The 16,950-nt window shown below is 65.2% G+C and carries 15 protein-coding genes; 13 read left to right on the forward strand and 2 right to left on the reverse strand.

The window, feature by feature from the left end; genetic code table 11:
* The first annotated feature begins 206 nt into the window (after positions 1-206).
* From NMQ03_RS03450 to NMQ03_RS03495, 10 genes are read left to right on the forward strand one after another with little or no spacing between them, the layout of a single operon-like run.
* Positions 207-1,568 (forward strand): ABC transporter substrate-binding protein, encoded by a 1,362-nt coding sequence (locus NMQ03_RS03450; protein ID WP_255174392.1) that lies wholly within the window; start codon positions 207-209, stop codon positions 1,566-1,568.
* Between the two features lie 6 nt (positions 1,569-1,574).
* A complete protein-coding gene (locus tag NMQ03_RS03455; protein ID WP_255174393.1) occupies positions 1,575-2,585 on the forward strand; it encodes a carbohydrate ABC transporter permease in 1,011 nt (336 codons plus the stop codon).
* Positions 2,582-3,505, forward strand: coding sequence for a carbohydrate ABC transporter permease (locus NMQ03_RS03460; RefSeq protein ID WP_255174394.1), 924 nt, complete (start codon positions 2,582-2,584; stop codon positions 3,503-3,505). Before NMQ03_RS03455 ends, NMQ03_RS03460 begins: the two co-directional genes overlap by 4 nt.
* Before the next feature lie 2 nt (positions 3,506-3,507).
* A complete protein-coding gene (locus NMQ03_RS03465) occupies positions 3,508-4,356 on the forward strand; it encodes a sugar phosphate isomerase/epimerase (RefSeq protein WP_255174395.1) in 849 nt (282 codons plus the stop codon).
* Positions 4,353-5,516 (forward strand): Gfo/Idh/MocA family protein, encoded by a 1,164-nt coding sequence (locus tag NMQ03_RS03470; protein WP_255174396.1) that lies wholly within the window; start codon positions 4,353-4,355, stop codon positions 5,514-5,516. The genes NMQ03_RS03465 and NMQ03_RS03470 overlap by 4 nt, the downstream gene beginning before the upstream one ends.
* Before the next feature lie 4 nt (positions 5,517-5,520).
* On the forward strand, positions 5,521-6,426 hold the full coding sequence (locus tag NMQ03_RS03475; RefSeq protein WP_255174397.1) for a sugar phosphate isomerase/epimerase: 906 nt from the start codon (positions 5,521-5,523) through the stop codon (positions 6,424-6,426).
* A 2-nt stretch (positions 6,427-6,428) separates the two neighbouring features.
* Positions 6,429-7,832: a glucuronate isomerase gene (gene uxaC, locus NMQ03_RS03480; protein ID WP_255174398.1), complete on the forward strand. Its 1,404-nt coding sequence runs from the start codon at positions 6,429-6,431 to the stop codon at positions 7,830-7,832.
* On the forward strand, positions 7,829-9,256 hold the full coding sequence (locus NMQ03_RS03485; RefSeq protein WP_255174399.1) for a mannitol dehydrogenase family protein: 1,428 nt from the start codon (positions 7,829-7,831) through the stop codon (positions 9,254-9,256). The genes uxaC and NMQ03_RS03485 overlap by 4 nt, the downstream gene beginning before the upstream one ends.
* 36 nt (positions 9,257-9,292) lie before the next feature.
* Entirely contained in the window at positions 9,293-10,522 is a 1,230-nt protein-coding gene (gene manD, locus NMQ03_RS03490; protein ID WP_255174400.1) for a D-mannonate dehydratase ManD, read from the forward strand.
* Positions 10,523-10,551: 29 nt separating this feature from the next.
* A complete protein-coding gene (locus NMQ03_RS03495) occupies positions 10,552-12,831 on the forward strand; it encodes a gluconokinase, GntK/IdnK-type (RefSeq protein ID WP_255174401.1) in 2,280 nt (759 codons plus the stop codon).
* Positions 12,832-12,900: 69 nt separating this feature from the next.
* Here NMQ03_RS03495 and NMQ03_RS03500 read toward each other — a convergent pair whose 3' ends face one another.
* On the reverse strand, positions 12,901-13,521 hold the full coding sequence (locus NMQ03_RS03500) for a Rho termination factor N-terminal domain-containing protein (protein ID WP_255174402.1): 621 nt from the start codon (positions 13,519-13,521) through the stop codon (positions 12,901-12,903).
* A gap of 441 nt (positions 13,522-13,962) precedes the next feature.
* Between NMQ03_RS03500 and NMQ03_RS03505 the strand changes: the two genes are divergently transcribed.
* On the forward strand, positions 13,963-14,523 hold the full coding sequence (locus NMQ03_RS03505) for a hypothetical protein (protein ID WP_255174403.1): 561 nt from the start codon (positions 13,963-13,965) through the stop codon (positions 14,521-14,523).
* An 11-nt stretch (positions 14,524-14,534) separates the two neighbouring features.
* On the opposite strand, the gene NMQ03_RS03510 is transcribed toward NMQ03_RS03505, so the two are convergent.
* Entirely contained in the window at positions 14,535-14,921 is a 387-nt protein-coding gene (locus NMQ03_RS03510) for a hypothetical protein (protein ID WP_255174404.1), read from the reverse strand.
* A 188-nt stretch (positions 14,922-15,109) separates the two neighbouring features.
* On the opposite strand from NMQ03_RS03510, the gene NMQ03_RS03515 reads away from it, so the two are divergent.
* Positions 15,110-15,646, forward strand: coding sequence for a GNAT family N-acetyltransferase (locus NMQ03_RS03515; RefSeq protein ID WP_255174405.1), 537 nt, complete (start codon positions 15,110-15,112; stop codon positions 15,644-15,646).
* A 176-nt stretch (positions 15,647-15,822) separates the two neighbouring features.
* Positions 15,823-16,857, forward strand: coding sequence for a zinc-dependent alcohol dehydrogenase family protein (locus NMQ03_RS03520; protein ID WP_255174406.1), 1,035 nt, complete (start codon positions 15,823-15,825; stop codon positions 16,855-16,857).
* Positions 16,858-16,950: the final 93 nt, after the last annotated feature.

Raw genomic sequence — 16,950 nt, forward strand, 5'->3', positions numbered from 1 at the left:
CGGACCGGGATAAAACCGGCCATGTGGGGTTTCCAAGGCTACTCGTTCCCGGAATCCTGTTGAACTCAATCTGAGCATTTATGGCAAATTTTGGCAACCGCTTGCCATGCACGTTGCCATCTTCCTAGACTGGCTTTCGAGTCGCCTGCAGTGATCTCCGCCACAGGACGGATGTGGCAATGCGGGTGTCCAAGAGGAGAAAAACAATGAGGTTTAAATCGACTACTGGGCTCGCGGCAATTGTTACGGCTGCAGCACTCGCCCTGACCGGTTGTGGATCCGGAGGCTCGGGTAACAGCGGAGGCTCCGGCAACGCCGGCGGGAAAGTGGACGGAACGGGCAAGACCCTCAATGTCCTGACCGGCGTCCTGGCCCAGTACCCCGAGCAGCAGAAACAGTGGCAGAGCGACATCGCCGCCAAGTTCAAGGCTGAAACCGGAGCCGACGTGAAGTTTGAGACCTTCGCTTCTGCCAATGACGAGCTCACCCGCATCCAGACCTCCGTGGTCTCGGGCCAGGGACCGGACGTTTACGGGCTCGGCACCACCTTCACCCCCACGGCCTACGCCACCAAGGCTTTCGTCACCCTCTCGGATGACGACTGGAAGGCAGTAGGCGGCAAGGACCGCTTCAACCAGGCCGCCCTCGGTATTTCCGGGCCGGACAAGGACCATATGGCCGGCATCCCCTTCGTGAGCCGTCCATTCGTGATGGCCTACAACAAGGACCTCCTGGCAGCAGCAGGCATCGACAAGCCCGCCACCAGTTGGGACGAACTGGCAGCCCAGGCAAAGAAGATGACCAAGGGTGATACCTATGGCATCGCCACCGGCTACAAGGACAACTACGATCCGTGGAAGTTCATCTGGGCCATGTCAGTCCAAGCCGGCAACCCTTTGGTCGATGGCAACAAACTGAAGATGGACGACCCCACCGTCAAGAAGGCCTACGAAACCTACTTCGGCTGGCTGACCGATGACAAGGTTGTTGACCCCGCCTCCGTGGGCTGGAGCAACAGCAACGCCGTGGCGGCCTTTGCCAGCGGCAAGGCGGGCTACCTGATGATGACCACGCCAAGCTCCATGCCCACGCTCGCCAAGTCGGAGGTTGCCAACAAGTATGAGTACACCTTGATGCCCACCATCGCCCCCGGTGAGACGCAGTCCAAGTCCGACGGCGACGCGGCCAGCATCCTCTCCGGCGACAACCTGGTGGTGGCTGATTACTCCAAGCAGAAGGACCTCGCCTTCGCCTACATCAAGCTGATCACGTCCAAGGATGAGCAGCTGAACTACCAGAAGATCTTCGGCGACCTGCCAGCCAACGCCGAGGCCCTCGCCAGCCTGACCGATCTGAAGCTCAAGCCGCTGGCTGACGCCGCTGCCAAGTCCAAGGCGACACCCTTTACCGGTGCCTGGGGCGACATCCAGCTGGGCCTTCTCAACGTCACGGTCCAGTCCGTTCCGGACCTGGCCGCCGGCAAGGTGGACGAGTCCGCCCTCGACCAAAGGATCAAGGACGCCCAGAACAAGGGCCAGGCATCCCTGGACCGCGCCTCCAAAGGATAAGTTCTGATGTCAACCGACGCCTCTCATGAAGTCCGGCTTGCGGCGGATCCCGCCGCAAGCCGGGCACCCCGGAATACCGACGACGCCGGGCAGCAGCCCGGGCACAAGGGCGGCCCGCGCCGCAAGGGCCTGAGCGAACGCAACCGCCCACTGTGGATGCTGATCCCGGGCGGAGCCCTGATGATCATCATCATCGTGGTCCCGCTGCTGCTGGGCATCTACATGTCAGTCCTCAACCTGGACCAGTACACCCTGCGGAAATGGATCAGCGCGCCGCTCATCGGAGCCGAAAACTTCGTTGAAGCAGTCACGGATTCGCCCCTGCTCCACGCGGTCTGGCTCAGTGTCAGCTACTCGCTCCTGGCAATGGTGGTGACGCTGCCGCTCGGCATCGCCGCCGCGGTGGCCACGCAGAACGCCTTCAAGGGCCGGGCGGTGATCCGCTCGATCTTCCTCATCCCGTACGTCCTCCCATCCTTCGTGGTGGCAACGGTCTGGCGGACCATGCTCCAGCCCGGCGGAATCGTGGACGAGGCCCTGGGCGCCGTGGGGATCCACGTGGGTCTGTGGCTCAACGGACCGCAGACCTTCTGGACGCTGGTCCTGGTCCAGATCTGGGCGTCCTGGCCGTTCATCTACCTGCTGGCGCTGTCCGGCCTGCAGTCCGTTGACCATGAGGTGCATGAGGCCTCGGCCCTGGACGGTGCACTGTGGTGGAACAAGCTGCGGTACGTGGTTTTCCCCTACCTGAAGGGCCCGCTGTCGCTGGCCTTCCTGATCGGGATGCTGCACCACATCAACAACTTCACCCTCCCGTTCGTGCTCTTCGGCGTCCCGGCCCCCGCCGACGTCGAAGTCCTCCCCATCCTGACGTACGTCACGAGCTTCCAGAGCTTCCGGTTTGGCCTGAGCGCCGCGATGGCCTTCATCTCCCTGGTGCTCATCGCCATCCCGCTGTTCGTCTACCTGCGTGCCGTCAAGCTTGACGACGCCGAAACACCAGGAGGCAAGAAATGAGCGCCACGACAGCCACCCGGCGGAGTACGCCGACCTTCGAAGTCGACCGTCCCGGCTCGCACCGGCAGCACGAGGTGCTGCGGCTACTCCCGACCCCGCTGCTGATTTTCGTTCTGGTGTTCCTGGGCGTCCTGGTCCTGACTCCTGTGCTGTACATCTTCCTGGCCTCGGTGAACTCGGACATCGGGGTGGCCAACGGCGAGTTCTGGCCATCTACGGTCACGTTCGAAAACTACTCGAAGATCTGGACCAGCGTGGGCCTTGCCACGGGCCTCACCAACAGTGTGCTGGTGGTAAGCGCAACCGCAGTGGTGTCCGCCGCGCTGTCCGTGTCCACCGCGTTCGTCCTGGTCCGCTACACCTTCCGCGGGCGGCTGACCATCCTGCGGGGCTTGCTGGCCCTGCAGTCGGTGCCCGGAACCCTCATGGTGCTGCCGGTCTTCGTTCTGTTTTCCTCGGCTTCCACCTACCTCGGGATCCAGGTGATCGGAACCCAGTGGGGACTGTTCGTCACCTACCTGACGTTCGCCATGCCGTTCTCCACCTGGGTGATGGTCACCTACCTCCGCGGGCTTCCCAAGGAACTGGAAGAGGCAGCCCGCATCGACGGAGCGTCCAACCTCGGAGTGCTTTTCCGGATCATCCTCCCGCTGAGCTGGCCCGGCATCGTCGTCTCCGGCATCTTCGCCTTCCTGCTCGGCTGGAATGACGTCCTGTTCGCCTCGGTGATGACCCGTCCGGAAAGCCAGACCGCCGCCGTCGCACTCCAGATCTTCGGTGCTTCACAGGAAGGCGGCGCCATTCCCTACTACGGCCAGATGATGGCGGCGGCCCTGGTGTGCGCCGCGCCGGTGGTCATTCTCTACCTGATATTCCAGCGTTACCTAGTAGGCGGCCTGACCGCCGGAGGAGTTAAATAACCATGGTTTCGACCAACCAGGTCACGTGGCAGCTGTCAGGCTTTGGCGACGAGATCGACGACGACCCCGCGGTCCAGATCGCAGTGCTGCAGGCGCTCGGCGCCAACCACGTCGAAGTCCGCAGCGCCTGGGGCACCAACATTGTGGACCTCAATGATGAGCAGCTGCAGGCACTGGCGTCACTGCTGAACAGCAAGGGCATGAAGGTCTCAGCCATCGCCTCGCCCATCGGGAAGGTGGATGTCAGCCTTCCCGTGGAGCACGAGGTGGAGCGTCTGCGCCGCGCGGTCAACGCCGCCAAGGTCCTGGATGCCAGGTACATCCGCATCTTCTCCTTCTACTACGGCGAGTCCGTGCAGGTGGAGAGCATCCGCGGCGCGGTCATGGAACGCATGCGGGCGCTCGCGGACGTCGCGGAGGAAGCGGGTGTGATCCTCCTGCATGAAAACGAGAAGGACATCTTCGGGGATGTCCCGGACAGGGTCCTGGACATCATCCAGACCGTGAACTCGCCCGCCCTGAAGGTGGCGTGGGATGCCGCCAACTTTGTCCAGGTAGGGGTCAAGCCGTTCGACGAGGCTTACGCCAAGCTGCGCCCCCACCTGGAGTACCTGCAGGTCAAGGACGCACTCTTCGCCAACGGCCACGTAACGCCGGCAGGCGAAGGGGACGGTGACCTGCTCAGGACGGTCGAAGCACTCAAAGCCGACGGGTACCAGGGCTTCGCGTCGCTGGAGCCGCACCTGGCGGGCGCCCACGGCCTGGGCGGGTTCTCCGGCCCCACCGCCTTCGGCATCGCCGCCCGGGCCTTTGCAAAAGTCACCGCAGAAGCAGGAGTCCAGACCGCATGAGCACCTTGAACGTAGCCATCACCGGGTGCGGCGTCATTGGGCGCACCCACGCCGTAGCCCTTCAGTCCTTCCCGGATGCCCGGATTGTGGCGCTCGTCGATGCCATTCCGGCGGCTTCCGAAGCGCTCGCCGACTTCATCGGGAACCAGGGCGGGCAGCGGCCGCCTCAGTTCAGCACGCTGTCGGACGCCTTCGCGGCGGTGGACATTGATCTCGTTGCACTGGCAACGCCCAGCGGCCTCCACATCCAGCAGGGCCTGGAAGTCCTGGCCGCCGGCAAGCACGTGGTCATTGAAAAGCCCCTCGACGTGGACCTCACGCGGGCCCAGGAAATCGAAGCCGCGGCAAAGGAAGCCGCTGGCAAGGGGATCGTGGCCTCCGTCATCAGCCAGCACCGGTTTGACCAGTCCAGCGTGGCTGTTGCCGATGCCATAGCCAAGGGACGCTTCGGTAAGCTGACCTCTGCCATCGCTTCCGTGGCCTGGTGGCGCAGCCAGGGTTACTACGACTCCGGCGACTGGCGCGGCACGTGGGCCATGGACGGCGGCGGCGCCCTCATGAACCAGGGTGTCCATACCGTGGACCTGCTGCTGTGGTTCATGGGACGTCCGGTGGAGATCCACGCGCACACCGCACGGTTGGCCCATGAACGGATCGAGGTGGAGGACACCGCCGTTGCCACTGTCACCTTTGAAAACGGGGGACTGGCAGTGCTGCACGCCACCACCGCCGCCTACCCCGGCCTGACCGTGCGCGTCCAGCTGATGGGATCCGAAGGATCAGCCGTGGTGGACAACGACCGGCTGGAGTACTTCCACAGCAGGGACGCCGGCGGCGAGTCCGCGGACATGGGCCTCCAGGGCGGGGGCAACCAGGCCGAAGAGGAACTGGCCAAATACCCGGAAGAGGACTACAAAGCAGCCGACCCAACCACGTACCCCGCCGGGCACGTCCGGCAGTACCGGGACATCCTGGCCGCTATCGCCGCTGGAAGACAGCCCGGCGTCACTGTCAGCGACGCCGTCAACGCGCTCGCAGCGGTGCGGGCCGTGTACGTATCGGCGACCCTGGGCCAGCCCGTCCTCTTCGATGACGTTCTGGCGGGCAAGTACAACGATCTCGAAGTCCGCACCGGCAATAACGCGGCAGAAAGCGCCTGAGGCCATGAAGTTTTCAGTATTTACGGCATCAACCCCGGAATGGACGCAGGAAGAGGCTGTCCAGCACCTCGCGGACCAGGGCTGGGACGGCGTCGAATGGCGCGTCACCGACCAAGCTGAGGCGGCGGAGCCCGGCTTCTGGGCCGGCAACAGGGCCACGGTCCCGCTCACCGGGATGGAAGACCACCTGGACCGCATCGCCAGCCTGACCAGCGGGGCGGCCCTGGAGTTCTCCGGGATTGGCGGGTATGCGCGGTGCGACAACCACGCAGACGTGGACCGCATGTTGGCCGCCACGGCCCGGCTGGGCGCGGAGAAGGTCAGGGTGACCACGCTTCCGCTGGGAACTGCGGCCTGGGGCAATGAACCGGCCAGCGGCACGCCCTACCCTGAGCTCTTTGCCGCAGCCCGCCGGGACTTCGAATGGATCGCCGAACGGGCTGCCCACCATGGCGTGAAGGCGCTCGTTGAGCTGCACCACCGGACCATCACCGCTTCCGCGTCGTCAGCGCTCCGGCTGCTGGAAGGGCTGGATCCGCGGCACGTGGGCGTCATCCATGACCTGGGCAACCTGCTCATCGAAGGGCAGGAGGACTACCTCCCCGCGTTCGAGCTCCTGGGCGACTACCTGGCCCATGTCCACGTGAAGAACGCGGTCTGGGTCAACAGCGGCGAAACCGATGAGTCCGGCGCCGCCGTCTTCCGGAACGAGTGGGCTCCACTCCGCTCGGGCCAGGGCAGCGTGCTGCAGTACTTCAGGGCACTCGCGGCCTTTGGCTATGACGGGTGGGTGACCGTGGAGGACTTCTCCACCGACCTTCCGCTGGCGGAGCGGACGGCTGACAACCTGGACTACCTTCGTTCCACCGCGGCCCTGGCGGGGCTCTCCGTCCCGGCAGGAAGGCGTTGAGCATGGGCCAGCCCATAGCGGACCACCCGGACCGGCTGCTGCCTGCCGATCCCGGCGTCCGGGACATCGCACGGTCCCTTTTCAAGAAGGTGGAAGGACTGCCGATCATTTCCCCGCACGGACACGTGGATGCGGCAATCATCGAACAGAACACCCCCTTCCCTGATCCGGCGGCGCTGCTGGTCACGCCGGACCACTACGTCACCCGCCTGATCCATGCGGGTGGGGTGCCCATGGACCAGTTGGGCCTGGGCGGCCAGCCTGCCGATTCACGGCAGGTGTGGCGCCGCTTCTGCGAGGCGTGGCCGCACTTCGAGGGAACCGCGTCCGGGTATTGGATCCGGCAGGAGTTTGCCCACGTGTTCGGGTTGCCGGAGGAACCGTCCGCGGACAATGCGGACCGGCTGTATGACGCGCTGCAGGCCAAACTGTCGGAGCCGGGCTTCCGGCCGCGGGAACTTTTCAAGGAATTCAACATCGAGGTGCTCGCCACCACCGATGACCCCCTGGACTCGCTGGACAGCCACGCGGCCCTGCACGCAGACCCTTCATTTGCCGCAAGGGTGCTGCCCACCTTCCGGCCGGACCAGTACCTGAACATGGCGCATCCGGTGTGGCGGGACAACGTGGAACGCCTCGTCGACACAGCAGGGGAGGGCGCTTCCGGCTACGTCGGCTACATCAAGGCACTCGAAGCGCGCCGGCGCCACTTCGTGGAGCGCGGCGCGGTTTCCGCCGACCACGGCGTCTTCACGCCCGCCACGCTGAAACTGGACGACGGCGAGGCGGAGCGGCTTTTCGAGCGGGGACGGGCAGGCCACGCCAGTCCTGCGGACCGGGACGCCTTCGAAGCGCACATGATCTACCAGATGGCCCGGATGTCGGTGGAGGACGGCCTGGTGATGACCATCCACCCGGGCTCGTTCCGCAACCACCATTCGCCCACGTTCGAGGCGTTTGGGGCCGACACCGGCCATGACATTCCGGTGGCGGTCAATTACACGGAGGCGGTGCGCCCGCTGCTGCAGGACTTCGGGACGGCCAAGGACTTCCACCTGGTGCTGTTCACCCTTGATGAGACGGTCTTCTCCCGGGAGCTGGCCCCGTTGGCGGGCTTCTACCCATCGGTATACCTGGGCGCGCCGTGGTGGTTCCTCGATGCCCCGGATGCGATGCTGCGCTTCCGGTCGGCGGTGACGGAGACGGCCGGCTTCTCGCGGTCCTCCGGCTTCATCGATGACACCCGTGCGTTCTGCTCCATCCCGGCCCGGCATGACACCGCCCGGCGGATCGAGGCGTCCTTCCTGGCCAGGCTGGTTGCTGAACACCGGGTCAGCGAGGAACGGGCACATGAACTGATCGTGGACATCGTGGACGCGTCTCCCCGGCGGGTGTTCAAGCTGTGAACGCCGCGCCGCCTGCACTCAACCGCAGCCTGAAGCCGCTGCCCAAACCCCCGGTGCGCATCGTGCACCTTGGGCTGGGGGCGTTCCACCGCTCCCACCAGGCCTGGTACACCCAGCACGCCCCGGACGCGGCGGAGTGGGGGATCGCGGCGTTCACGGGCCGCCGCCCCGACGCCGCGGCAGCGTTGTCCCGCCAGGACTGCCTTTACACGCTGGTGGAGCGGTCGGCCGGCGGCGACAGCTTCGAAGTCATCGGCAGCATCGTGGAGGCGGTGGACGGGGCCAACATTGCACGGCTCTGCGAGCTGGTCGCGGCGAAGGAAACGGCAATCGTCACGCTGACGATCACCGAGGCTGCCTACGGGCTGGCCGCGGATGGAACGTTCGACGCCGGCGCTCCAGGTGCGGCGGATGACCTCCGGGCGCTGTCGGCAGCGGCGTCGGGAGGAACAGAATCAGGGGTGGCCGGAATGCCCGGCACGCCGCTGGGGCGCCTGGTGCTGGCCCTCGCCAGGCGCCGGGACAGCGGCTCAGGACCCATCGCCGTCGTCAGCTGCGACAACCTGTCCGCCAACGGTGAAGTTGCCCGCCGCGCCGTCCTGGGCCTTGCATCCGGTTGGGGTTCCGGGCTGGCCGGGTGGATCGAAGCGAACGTCAGCTTCGTCAGCACGTCCGTGGACAGGATTACGCCGCGGACCACCGAGGCGGACATCGCAGAGGTGGAAGAGCAATGCGGTTACAGCGACAATTCGCCGGTGGTGGCTGAACCTTTCCGGAACTGGGTGCTCAGCGGGGACTTCCCGGCCGGACGTCCGCGCTGGGAGGAAGCCGGCGCCGTCGTGGTCGGTGACATAGAACCCTACGAGAACCGGAAGCTGTGGCTCCTCAACGGCTCGCATTCCATCCTGGCCTACGCGGGACAGCTCCGCGGACATGCCACCGTGGCGGACGCCCTGGCAGACCCCCTCTGCCGGAAAGCCGTGGAGGACTTCTGGGACGAGGCAGCCCGCCACCTGCAGGCGGAAGGGTTGGACATCCCGACGTACCGCCAGGCCCTGCTGGAACGCTTCGGAAACGCGCGCATCGCCCACCGGCTCACCCAGATCGCGGCCGATGCCACCACCAAGCTGCGCATGCGCGCGGTGCCCGTGATGACGGCGGAACGGGCCGACGGCCGCAGTGGCGCAGGCAGCGCTTTGATGCTTGCCGCCTGGATTGACTACGTCACCGCGGGAAACGACTTCCAGGATCCGCTCGCCGCCGAAATAGAGGCTGCCGTGTCGCTTGACGGAACCGAACGGGTGCAGGGGTTGCTTCGCCTGGTCAGCGCTGCCCTCGCGGACGACCCTGACGTCGTCGCCCTTGTTGCCCGGCTGTGCGGATCCTTCGCGACGACCCCGGCCGCCACCCCTGCACGTACCTGAATCCCGCTTTTACCTCCGGAAGGAACAGTTAGTCCCATGAAAATCATTGCCGCCGACGTCTTCGTTACCAGCCCGTCGCGCAACTTTGTGACCCTTCGGATCACGACGGAGGATGGTGTGACCGGTATTGGTGATGCCACGTTGAATGGCCGTGAGCTCGCCGTTGCCGCGTATTTGAAGGAGCATGTGGCGCAGCTGCTGATCGGGAAGGATCCGCACCGGATCGAGGACACGTGGCAGTTCCTGTACCGGTCCTCGTATTGGCGGCGGGGCCCGGTGACGATGGCGGCGATCGCTGCGGTGGACATGGCGCTGTGGGATATCAAGGGCAAGCTCGCGGGGATGCCGGTGTACCAGCTGCTCGGTGGTGCGTCGCGGAACGGGTTGCGGGCGTACGGGCACGCGTCGGGGGCGGATATTGAGTCGCTGTTCGATTCGGTCCGTGAGCACCTGGAGCTGGGGTACAAGTCGATCCGGATCCAGACCGCCGTCCCCGGCATCAAGGCCGTGTACGGTGTCGCGGCGCAGGCGCAGGCGTCGGGGGAGCGGTACGACTATGAGCCGGCCGGGCGGGGTGCGTTCCCGGTGGAGGAGGACTGGGACACCAGGGCGTACCTGCGGCACCTGCCCACCGTCTTCGAAGCCGTGCGGAACGAGTTCGGCCCGGAGATCCCGCTGCTGCACGACGGGCACCACCGGATGACCCCGATCCAGGCCGCGAAGCTGGGCAAGGCGCTGGAACCGTATGACCTGTTTTGGCTCGAGGACTGCACCCCGGCCGAGAACCAGGAGGGCCTGCGCCTGGTCCGGCAGCACACCACCACGCCGCTGGCGATCGGGGAGATCTTCAATACCGTGTGGGACTACCAGACGCTGATCAAGGAACAGCTCATCGACTACGTCCGGGCCGCGTCCACGCACTTCGGCGGAATATCGCCGCTGAAGAAGGTGATGGACTTCGCCGCGCAGTACCAGATCAAGTCCGGCTTCCACGGCCCCACCGACATTTCCCCGGTGGGTTTCGCGGCGCAGCTGCACGTGGGGTTGGCGATCCATAACTACGGGATCCAGGAGTACATGCAGCACTCGGACAAGACCAACGAGGTCTTCGAACAGTCCATGACCTTCGTGGACGGCTACCTGCACCCGGGCGACAAGCCCGGGATCGGGGTCGAATTCAACGAAGAAGCCGCCGCAGCCTACCCGTACCAGCAGGCCTACCTGCCCTACAACCGCCTGGTCGACGGCACGGTGCATGACTGGTGAGCACGGCCACGACTGGTGAGGCACCAACAATGACAAAGCACCGCATCATCGTCATGGGTGTTTCCGGCTGCGGCAAGACCACCATCGGCGACCTTGTGGCCCGCGAACTGGGTGTCCCGTTCCTGGACGGCGACTCCCTCCACCCTGTGGAGAACGTGGCCAAGATGGCAGCCGGCACCCCGCTGACGGACGAGGACCGCTGGCCCTGGCTTGCAACCGTGGGTGCGGAGTTGGCCAAGGCGGGCGAGGGCGGACTGGTCCTGGCCTGCTCGGCCCTGCGCCGCAGCTACCGGGATGCCATCAGGGCACAGGCTCCGGACACGGTCTTCCTGCACCTGAACGGCAGCAAGGAGGTCCTGGCCCAGCGTCTCGAGGGAAGGTCGGGGCACTTCATGCCCACCACGCTGCTGGACTCCCAGCTTGCCACGCTGGAACCGCTGCAGGAGGACGAAGCCGGCGTGGTGGTGGACATCGCCGAGCCCGTCCCGGACGTGGTGGCCCAGGCACTCAAGGGGATTGCCGCCGTCGTACGTCCTGCCAACGGTGCCCATGGCACCGCGCCGCGCCGGTTCGACGTCGACCTGGCAGCTGCCCCGTTCAATCTCGACGGCGACGCCATCGCCTGGGTGGAAGGCACCCTGGGTGCCATGACGCTCGAGGAAAAGATCGGGCAACTGTTCATCAACCACAACAACGACTACTCACCCGGGTATCTGGACGGCGTGCTGGAAAATTACCATGTCGGCGGCATGCGGTACCGCCCGGGTCCGTCCGCTGCTGTGCAGGAACACATCCGCTACGCACAGTCCAAAACCCGGATTCCCTTGCTGATTGCATCCAACCCGGAGATGGGCGGAGCCGGCAGCTGCGACGACGGCACGTTCGTGTCCACGCACCTGCAGGCAGGCTCGCACCCGGACAAGTCCATCGCCCGGCAGATGGGGCAGGTGGCAGGAGTCGAAACGGCGGCCCTGGGATGCAACTGGGCGTTCGCGCCGATCGTGGACATCCACTACAACTGGCGGAACACCGTCATCTCCACGCGCTCATTCGGGAACACTCCGGAAATCGTGGTGGAGCGCGCCAAGGAATACTTCGACGGCATCAGTGAATCGCCCACCGCCTGCGCCATGAAGCACTTCCCGGGCGACGGAATTGACGAGCGCGACCAGCACGTTGTGACGTCCTACAACACCCTCCCTTATGAGGAGTGGAACCGGACGTACGGCCACGTGTACCGGGAGATGATCGCGCACGGCGTGCAGTCCATCATGGTGGGCCACATCGGGGCCCCGGAGGTTTCCCGGCATTTCCGGCCAGGCCTCTCTGACGCTGAGATCCTTCCCGCCACGTTGTCCCCGGAACTGCTGCAGGACCTGCTGCGCGGCGAACTCGGCTTCAACGGATTGGTGCTCACCGATGCGTCACAGATGGTGGGACTCACTCAGGCGCGGAAGCGCAGGGACCTGGTTCCGGCCACGATCGCTGCCGGCTGCGACATGTTCCTGTTCTTCCGCAACCCGGCCGAGGACTTCCAGTACATGCTGGACGGCTACAAGTCCGGGATCATCACGGAGCAGCGGCTCCACGATGCGCTGCGGCGGATCCTTGGGCTGAAGGCGTCGCTGGGACTGCACCTGAAGCCCGCTGACCAACTGGTACCGCCTATGAAGGCGCTTGCGGTTATTGGATCCGCTGGGCACCGTTCCGTGGCTGCCGGGATTGCGGACAAGACCGTGACGCTGGTCAAGGACACTGCCGGCAACCTGCCCATCACCCCGCAGACTCATCCCCGCATCCGTTTGTACGGCATTTCCGGCGGCTCCGACTTCACCCGGGCCGATCCGTTGGCTTACCTGGAGGTGGTGAAGGAGGAACTCGAAGCTGCCGGTTTCGAAGTGCACCTGTTCCGCACCGCTGAGCAGCGTGAGGCGGCGGGGGAGACCGGGGTGAACTTCATGTCCATCATTTCGGAGGAAGCCACGGGGGACTACGCGGAGAAGTACGACGCTGCGTTTGTCTTCGCCAACGTCAAAGGCTTCGCGCAGGAGGCAGCCATCCGGATCAAGTGGTCTTCCCCGATGGCAGCGGAAATCCCGTGGTACGTCACGGAAGTGCCCACGGTGTTCGTCTCCCTGAACCAGCCAAACCACCTGATCGACGTGCCCATGGTCAAGACGGCGATCCACGCCCATGCGGGCACCCGGGAAGCCATCCGGGCAGCCGTGGAAAAGATCCAGGGCAAATCGGAGTTCCAGGGCACGTTCAACGACAACGTGTTCTGCGGGTCCTTCGACACCCGGCTTTAGGAACCAACTGAAAGAGGCGTTACCGCAGCAGCGGTAGCGCCTCTTTCATGCGTCAGGCCCGGGTGCCCCCTAGGCGTCTTCACGCTCCGGGTTCTCCAGCCGGAAGAAGTTGGACTGTCTCCCATCTGACCGCTGTTCCTGGTAGATGAAGTTGAGCCCACGGTCGTCAAACGTCTTGAACCACTCCTCCCAGCTGACTTCGCGAAGGTTCGCGTCCTTCTCCCTGAAGTCGATGCGCAGGACGCCCAGGTGGTCCCCGTGTTCCGTGCCGTCAACTGTCGCCGGAACGCCGCCGCGTTCTTCCGCCCACTGCCTGATGACCTCATGGTGCGTGGTCGCGAGGCTGCGTCCTTCGCGCTCGGGCTCCTCCTCGGTGGACGTAATTTCCTGCGAGTACTTCAACGACTTGGACGAGTCGTCGCCATGACGGATCCTGCCGCCGTCGGGGCCGGCTCCCAGGTCTTCCGCGTCGTCCGCCCCGGAGCGGCTGTTGCGGCCTCGGCCGTTATCCGCGTCCCCCTGCCGGGCCTGGGCCACCTCTTTCACCAGTTTTTCCTTGCGCATGCCCGAAGCGCCGGCGATGTGCTCCTTCTTGGCATCCTGGCGGAGTTCGTCCACCTTCTTGTTGCGCAGTTCGGTCTCACTCACATCAGGCGTATTCGGTGTCTGGTTACCCGGCTTGTCACTCATGGCATGTCCTCCTTTTGCGGAACTGTTGTGCAGGATCGAGAAATAATAAGGCTACTTACTTTCTAGCGCGTGCGGGACGGGACCGTCAAGCACTGGGTGCGGGTCAGCCGTGGACTGTGGGCCGAGGGGCCGGTACGGGGGCTTTGGACTCTGGGTCCCGGGGAAGCCTGCCCATACGCTCCTTGCATCCAAATCCGGAGGAGCGATGCCATGACCAGCCTGACGCCGGGTTTCCTGGCTACCGTAAAAACGTCACAGCGGGGGAACCGGGCAAGTGCTGGTTTCCGCTCGGCTGGCTCGCGCTCTGGTGGTTTGCGCCCTGGTGGTTTGCGCCCTTGGTTGCCGGCGGTTTTCGGCATTGCCGCCGCGGCCGGGTTCATTACGCATGGCCTCATGCCCCGGGCCTTGGGCACCTGGGGAGCGACGGAGCCGGAAAGATCGATGCCCCTTCCCGGCGACGAACTGATTCCCGCTCCGGCTGAAGTGCAGACCATGGCGGTCACCGTCCATGCCCCGCGGGAGGAAGTCTGGCCGTGGCTCCTGCAGATGGGGGTGGACCGTGCGGGCCTGTATTCCTACACCTGGGTGGAGAACGGGCTGCTCCATTTGGGCGTCACCAATGCGGACCGCATCCACCCCGAGTGGCAGGACCTCCAGGTGGGAGACATTATTGCCTTCATGCCGGAAGGTTATCCGGGCGGACGCAGTGGGCCGCGTGTGGTGGATATCGAGAGCTGCCGCCATCTGGTCCTGGACTTGAGCCCTGGTGCGCCGCCGGGGACGGTCACCGGGACCTGGCAGTTTGTCCTGCAGGATGCCGGTGGTGCGGGGACCAGGCTGCTGCTCCGCACCCGGTCCGGCCCCGGACGGCCGTGGGGTCTTCGCCTGATGGATTTCGTCCTTCGGCCGGGCTACCTCGTCATGGATCGTGCCATGCTGCTGGGGATCAAAAAACGCGCCGGGAGGGACGCGCAAAGGAAGCCGCCGTCGGCGCAGCAGTGACAGCCGCGCTCTCAGCGCTCAGTGCGAAGCGCCTTGCCCGGCGTGCCGGCCCGGTTGCCCTGCTCCGAAAGCCAATGCAGGGCATCGGGGCCGTTGGTGAAATATGCCGTGGGAGTCAGGGACCGCCGGGAAAACGCCGCCACGACCTTGCCCATCGGGCCATCCCCAATGAGGGCGACGGCGGAGAACCCGCGGTAGGCATTCATGCCGGCCCTGGCCTCGGGCGTCAATCCCGCAACCCCCGCGAGGTCAACACGAATAGGCAGGACCCGACCGCCGCTGAGGCCTTCCAGGGCCCGCGCCGCCCGTACGGCAATGTCATAGGTTATGAGGACTTCCGGGCTCCACTGCAAACGCAGCACGCCCTTGTCGAAAGAGGCAGTAAAGAATTCGTTCATTCCCGTCCTGGATTCTCATTGAGGACTTGTATTCCAGAGCTTGGACTAATTCAGGCCCATTCTGCCTGATGGCGACGACAATAGGTGCAGCGGCAGCCAGGGACTCATTGCTGGCCAGGGCACATTGTCTCCACGGGCCAAATGGTGGGCCCCGGCTGCGCGCTTTTCCGGCTGTGTAGCCTGAAGCAGTGGACCTCTCATGTGAACTCGCTGACGGCATTATTCTCCGTCCCGTACATGCTGCCGATGCCGGGCCGCTGGCTGAGGCGCTCCAGGCCAACCGTTCCCACCTTGCCCCGTGGGAACCGGCCAGGGCGGAGGAGTTCTGCACCGTCGAAGGCCAGCGCGAGGTGATCAGGAGAAGGCAGGCTGACCTTGAGTCAGGCACAGCGCTTTCCATGGTGCTGACTGGCGGGGACGGCATTCTGGGACTCCTGACGCTCAGTTCGATCGTCCGGGGCGCATTCCAAAACGCCCACGTCGGCTACTGGATCGCCCAGTCTGTCCAGGGCCGGGGGCTGATGACAGCAGCGGTGGCCGCGGCCGTCGGCATCGCGAAAGATGGACTCGGACTCCACCGCCTCGAAGCAGCCACCCTGGTACGCAACGCGGCATCGCAGAGGGTGCTCGAGAAGAATGGTTTTGAGGCCTACGGCACGGCGCGCGCCTACCTTCGGATCGCCGGCCAGTGGCAGGATCACCGCATCTACCAGCGGCTTCTCTAACCGCCGCGCCGTTTGGACGCGCGGTTTGGAACAGGCCCGACGACGGTCCCAGGCATTACGCCGCGGCCCGGGCACCCTCGTGGGAAGGTTTTTCAGCGCATAGCCGCCACGTGGGAAGATGTCGGCCGGAGCCGCTCAAGCATGTGCGCGGCATAACGTCGATATGTGGAGGTCATGTGCGCGCGATTGTCTTGGACCAGATAGCAGGACCGCTCGCCGTCCGGGAGGTTGGAGAACCTGAGGTGCCGGTGGGCGGCGTCGTCATCAGCGTCGTTGCCACGGGGCTCTGCCGCAGCGACTGGCATGCCTGGGCCGGACATGACGACATAGCGCTGCCGCACGTCCCGGGCCACGAGTTCGCCGGAGTCGTTGCCAGTGTCGGTGCGGGAGTGACGAAGTGGACGGCCGGCGACCGGGTTACCGCACCATTCGTCGAGGGCTGCGGCACCTGCCAGTGGTGCCTCGGCGGCAACGCGCAGGTTTGCCCGGAGCAGCAACAGCCTGGCTTCACCCACTGGGGTTCGTTTGCCGGGCAGGTCGTGATCCATGCGGCGGACACCAATCTCGTGGCCATTCCCGAGGGCGTCAGCTTCGAGGCAGCCGCCAGTCTGGGATGCCGGTTCGCCACTGCCTACCGTGCGCTGACCGGCCGGGCGGACCTTAATGCCGATGAATGGGTTACCGTCATCGGGGCAGGCGGCGTGGGGCTCAGCACCGTCATGATCGCCAAGGCACTCGGCGGCAAAGTGATCGCTGTTGACCGGAACCCGGCCGCCCTTGAGGTGGCTGCGCGCCTCGGCGCAGACCACGTCCTGGTTGCAGACGGTTCGGACATTCCGGCGCAGGTGCAGGCGCTCACGGGAGGGAGCCATGTCTCCGTCGACGCCGTCGGCAGCGTGCAGACGTGCGCCGACGCACTCTTGAGCCTGCGCCGCCGGGGCCGGCACGTCCAGATCGGTCTCCTGCCGCCGGTGGAAGGCCACCCCCGTGTGCCCATGGCGCGGGTGATTGCGTGGGAACTGGACGTCTTTGGAAGCCACGGGATGGCCGCGGCGGACTACCCCGGAATGCTCGCCTTGATTGAGTCGGGAGCGCTCGAACCGCAGAAGTTGATCGAACGCGTGATTGGTCTGGAGGAGGCTGCCGAATTGCTGCCCCGGCTTGATACCGCCAATGTTGCGGGCATGACGATGATCGATCCCACCCGCTGAGGCTTTCGTCGCCAACAGGTGGGTAGTCCACATCCTGGCGTCCCTTGGAGGCACCTTTTCCCCGGGATGAAGAAAGGCCCTGCTTCCCTTTTG

It is taken from the genome of Arthrobacter sp. DNA4 (assembly GCF_024362385.1).
GTDB lineage: Bacteria > Actinomycetota > Actinomycetes > Actinomycetales > Micrococcaceae > Arthrobacter.

Coding starts and splice junctions, on each gene's coding strand:
- NMQ03_RS03495 (WP_255174401.1), top strand. CDS start 10,552: ATGACAAAGCACCGCATCATCGTCATGGGTGTTTCCGGCTGCGGCAAG.
- NMQ03_RS03465 (WP_255174395.1), top strand. CDS start 3,508: ATGGTTTCGACCAACCAGGTCACGTGGCAGCTGTCAGGCTTTGGCGAC.
- NMQ03_RS03470 (WP_255174396.1), top strand. CDS start 4,353: ATGAGCACCTTGAACGTAGCCATCACCGGGTGCGGCGTCATTGGGCGC.
- manD (WP_255174400.1), top strand. CDS start 9,293: ATGAAAATCATTGCCGCCGACGTCTTCGTTACCAGCCCGTCGCGCAAC.
- NMQ03_RS03475 (WP_255174397.1), top strand. CDS start 5,521: ATGAAGTTTTCAGTATTTACGGCATCAACCCCGGAATGGACGCAGGAA.
- NMQ03_RS03510 (WP_255174404.1), bottom strand. CDS start 14,921: ATGAACGAATTCTTTACTGCCTCTTTCGACAAGGGCGTGCTGCGTTTG.
- NMQ03_RS03450 (WP_255174392.1), top strand. CDS start 207: ATGAGGTTTAAATCGACTACTGGGCTCGCGGCAATTGTTACGGCTGCA.
- NMQ03_RS03455 (WP_255174393.1), top strand. CDS start 1,575: ATGTCAACCGACGCCTCTCATGAAGTCCGGCTTGCGGCGGATCCCGCC.
- uxaC (WP_255174398.1), top strand. CDS start 6,429: ATGGGCCAGCCCATAGCGGACCACCCGGACCGGCTGCTGCCTGCCGAT.
- NMQ03_RS03500 (WP_255174402.1), bottom strand. CDS start 13,521: ATGAGTGACAAGCCGGGTAACCAGACACCGAATACGCCTGATGTGAGT.
- NMQ03_RS03505 (WP_255174403.1), top strand. CDS start 13,963: ATGCCCCTTCCCGGCGACGAACTGATTCCCGCTCCGGCTGAAGTGCAG.
- NMQ03_RS03460 (WP_255174394.1), top strand. CDS start 2,582: ATGAGCGCCACGACAGCCACCCGGCGGAGTACGCCGACCTTCGAAGTC.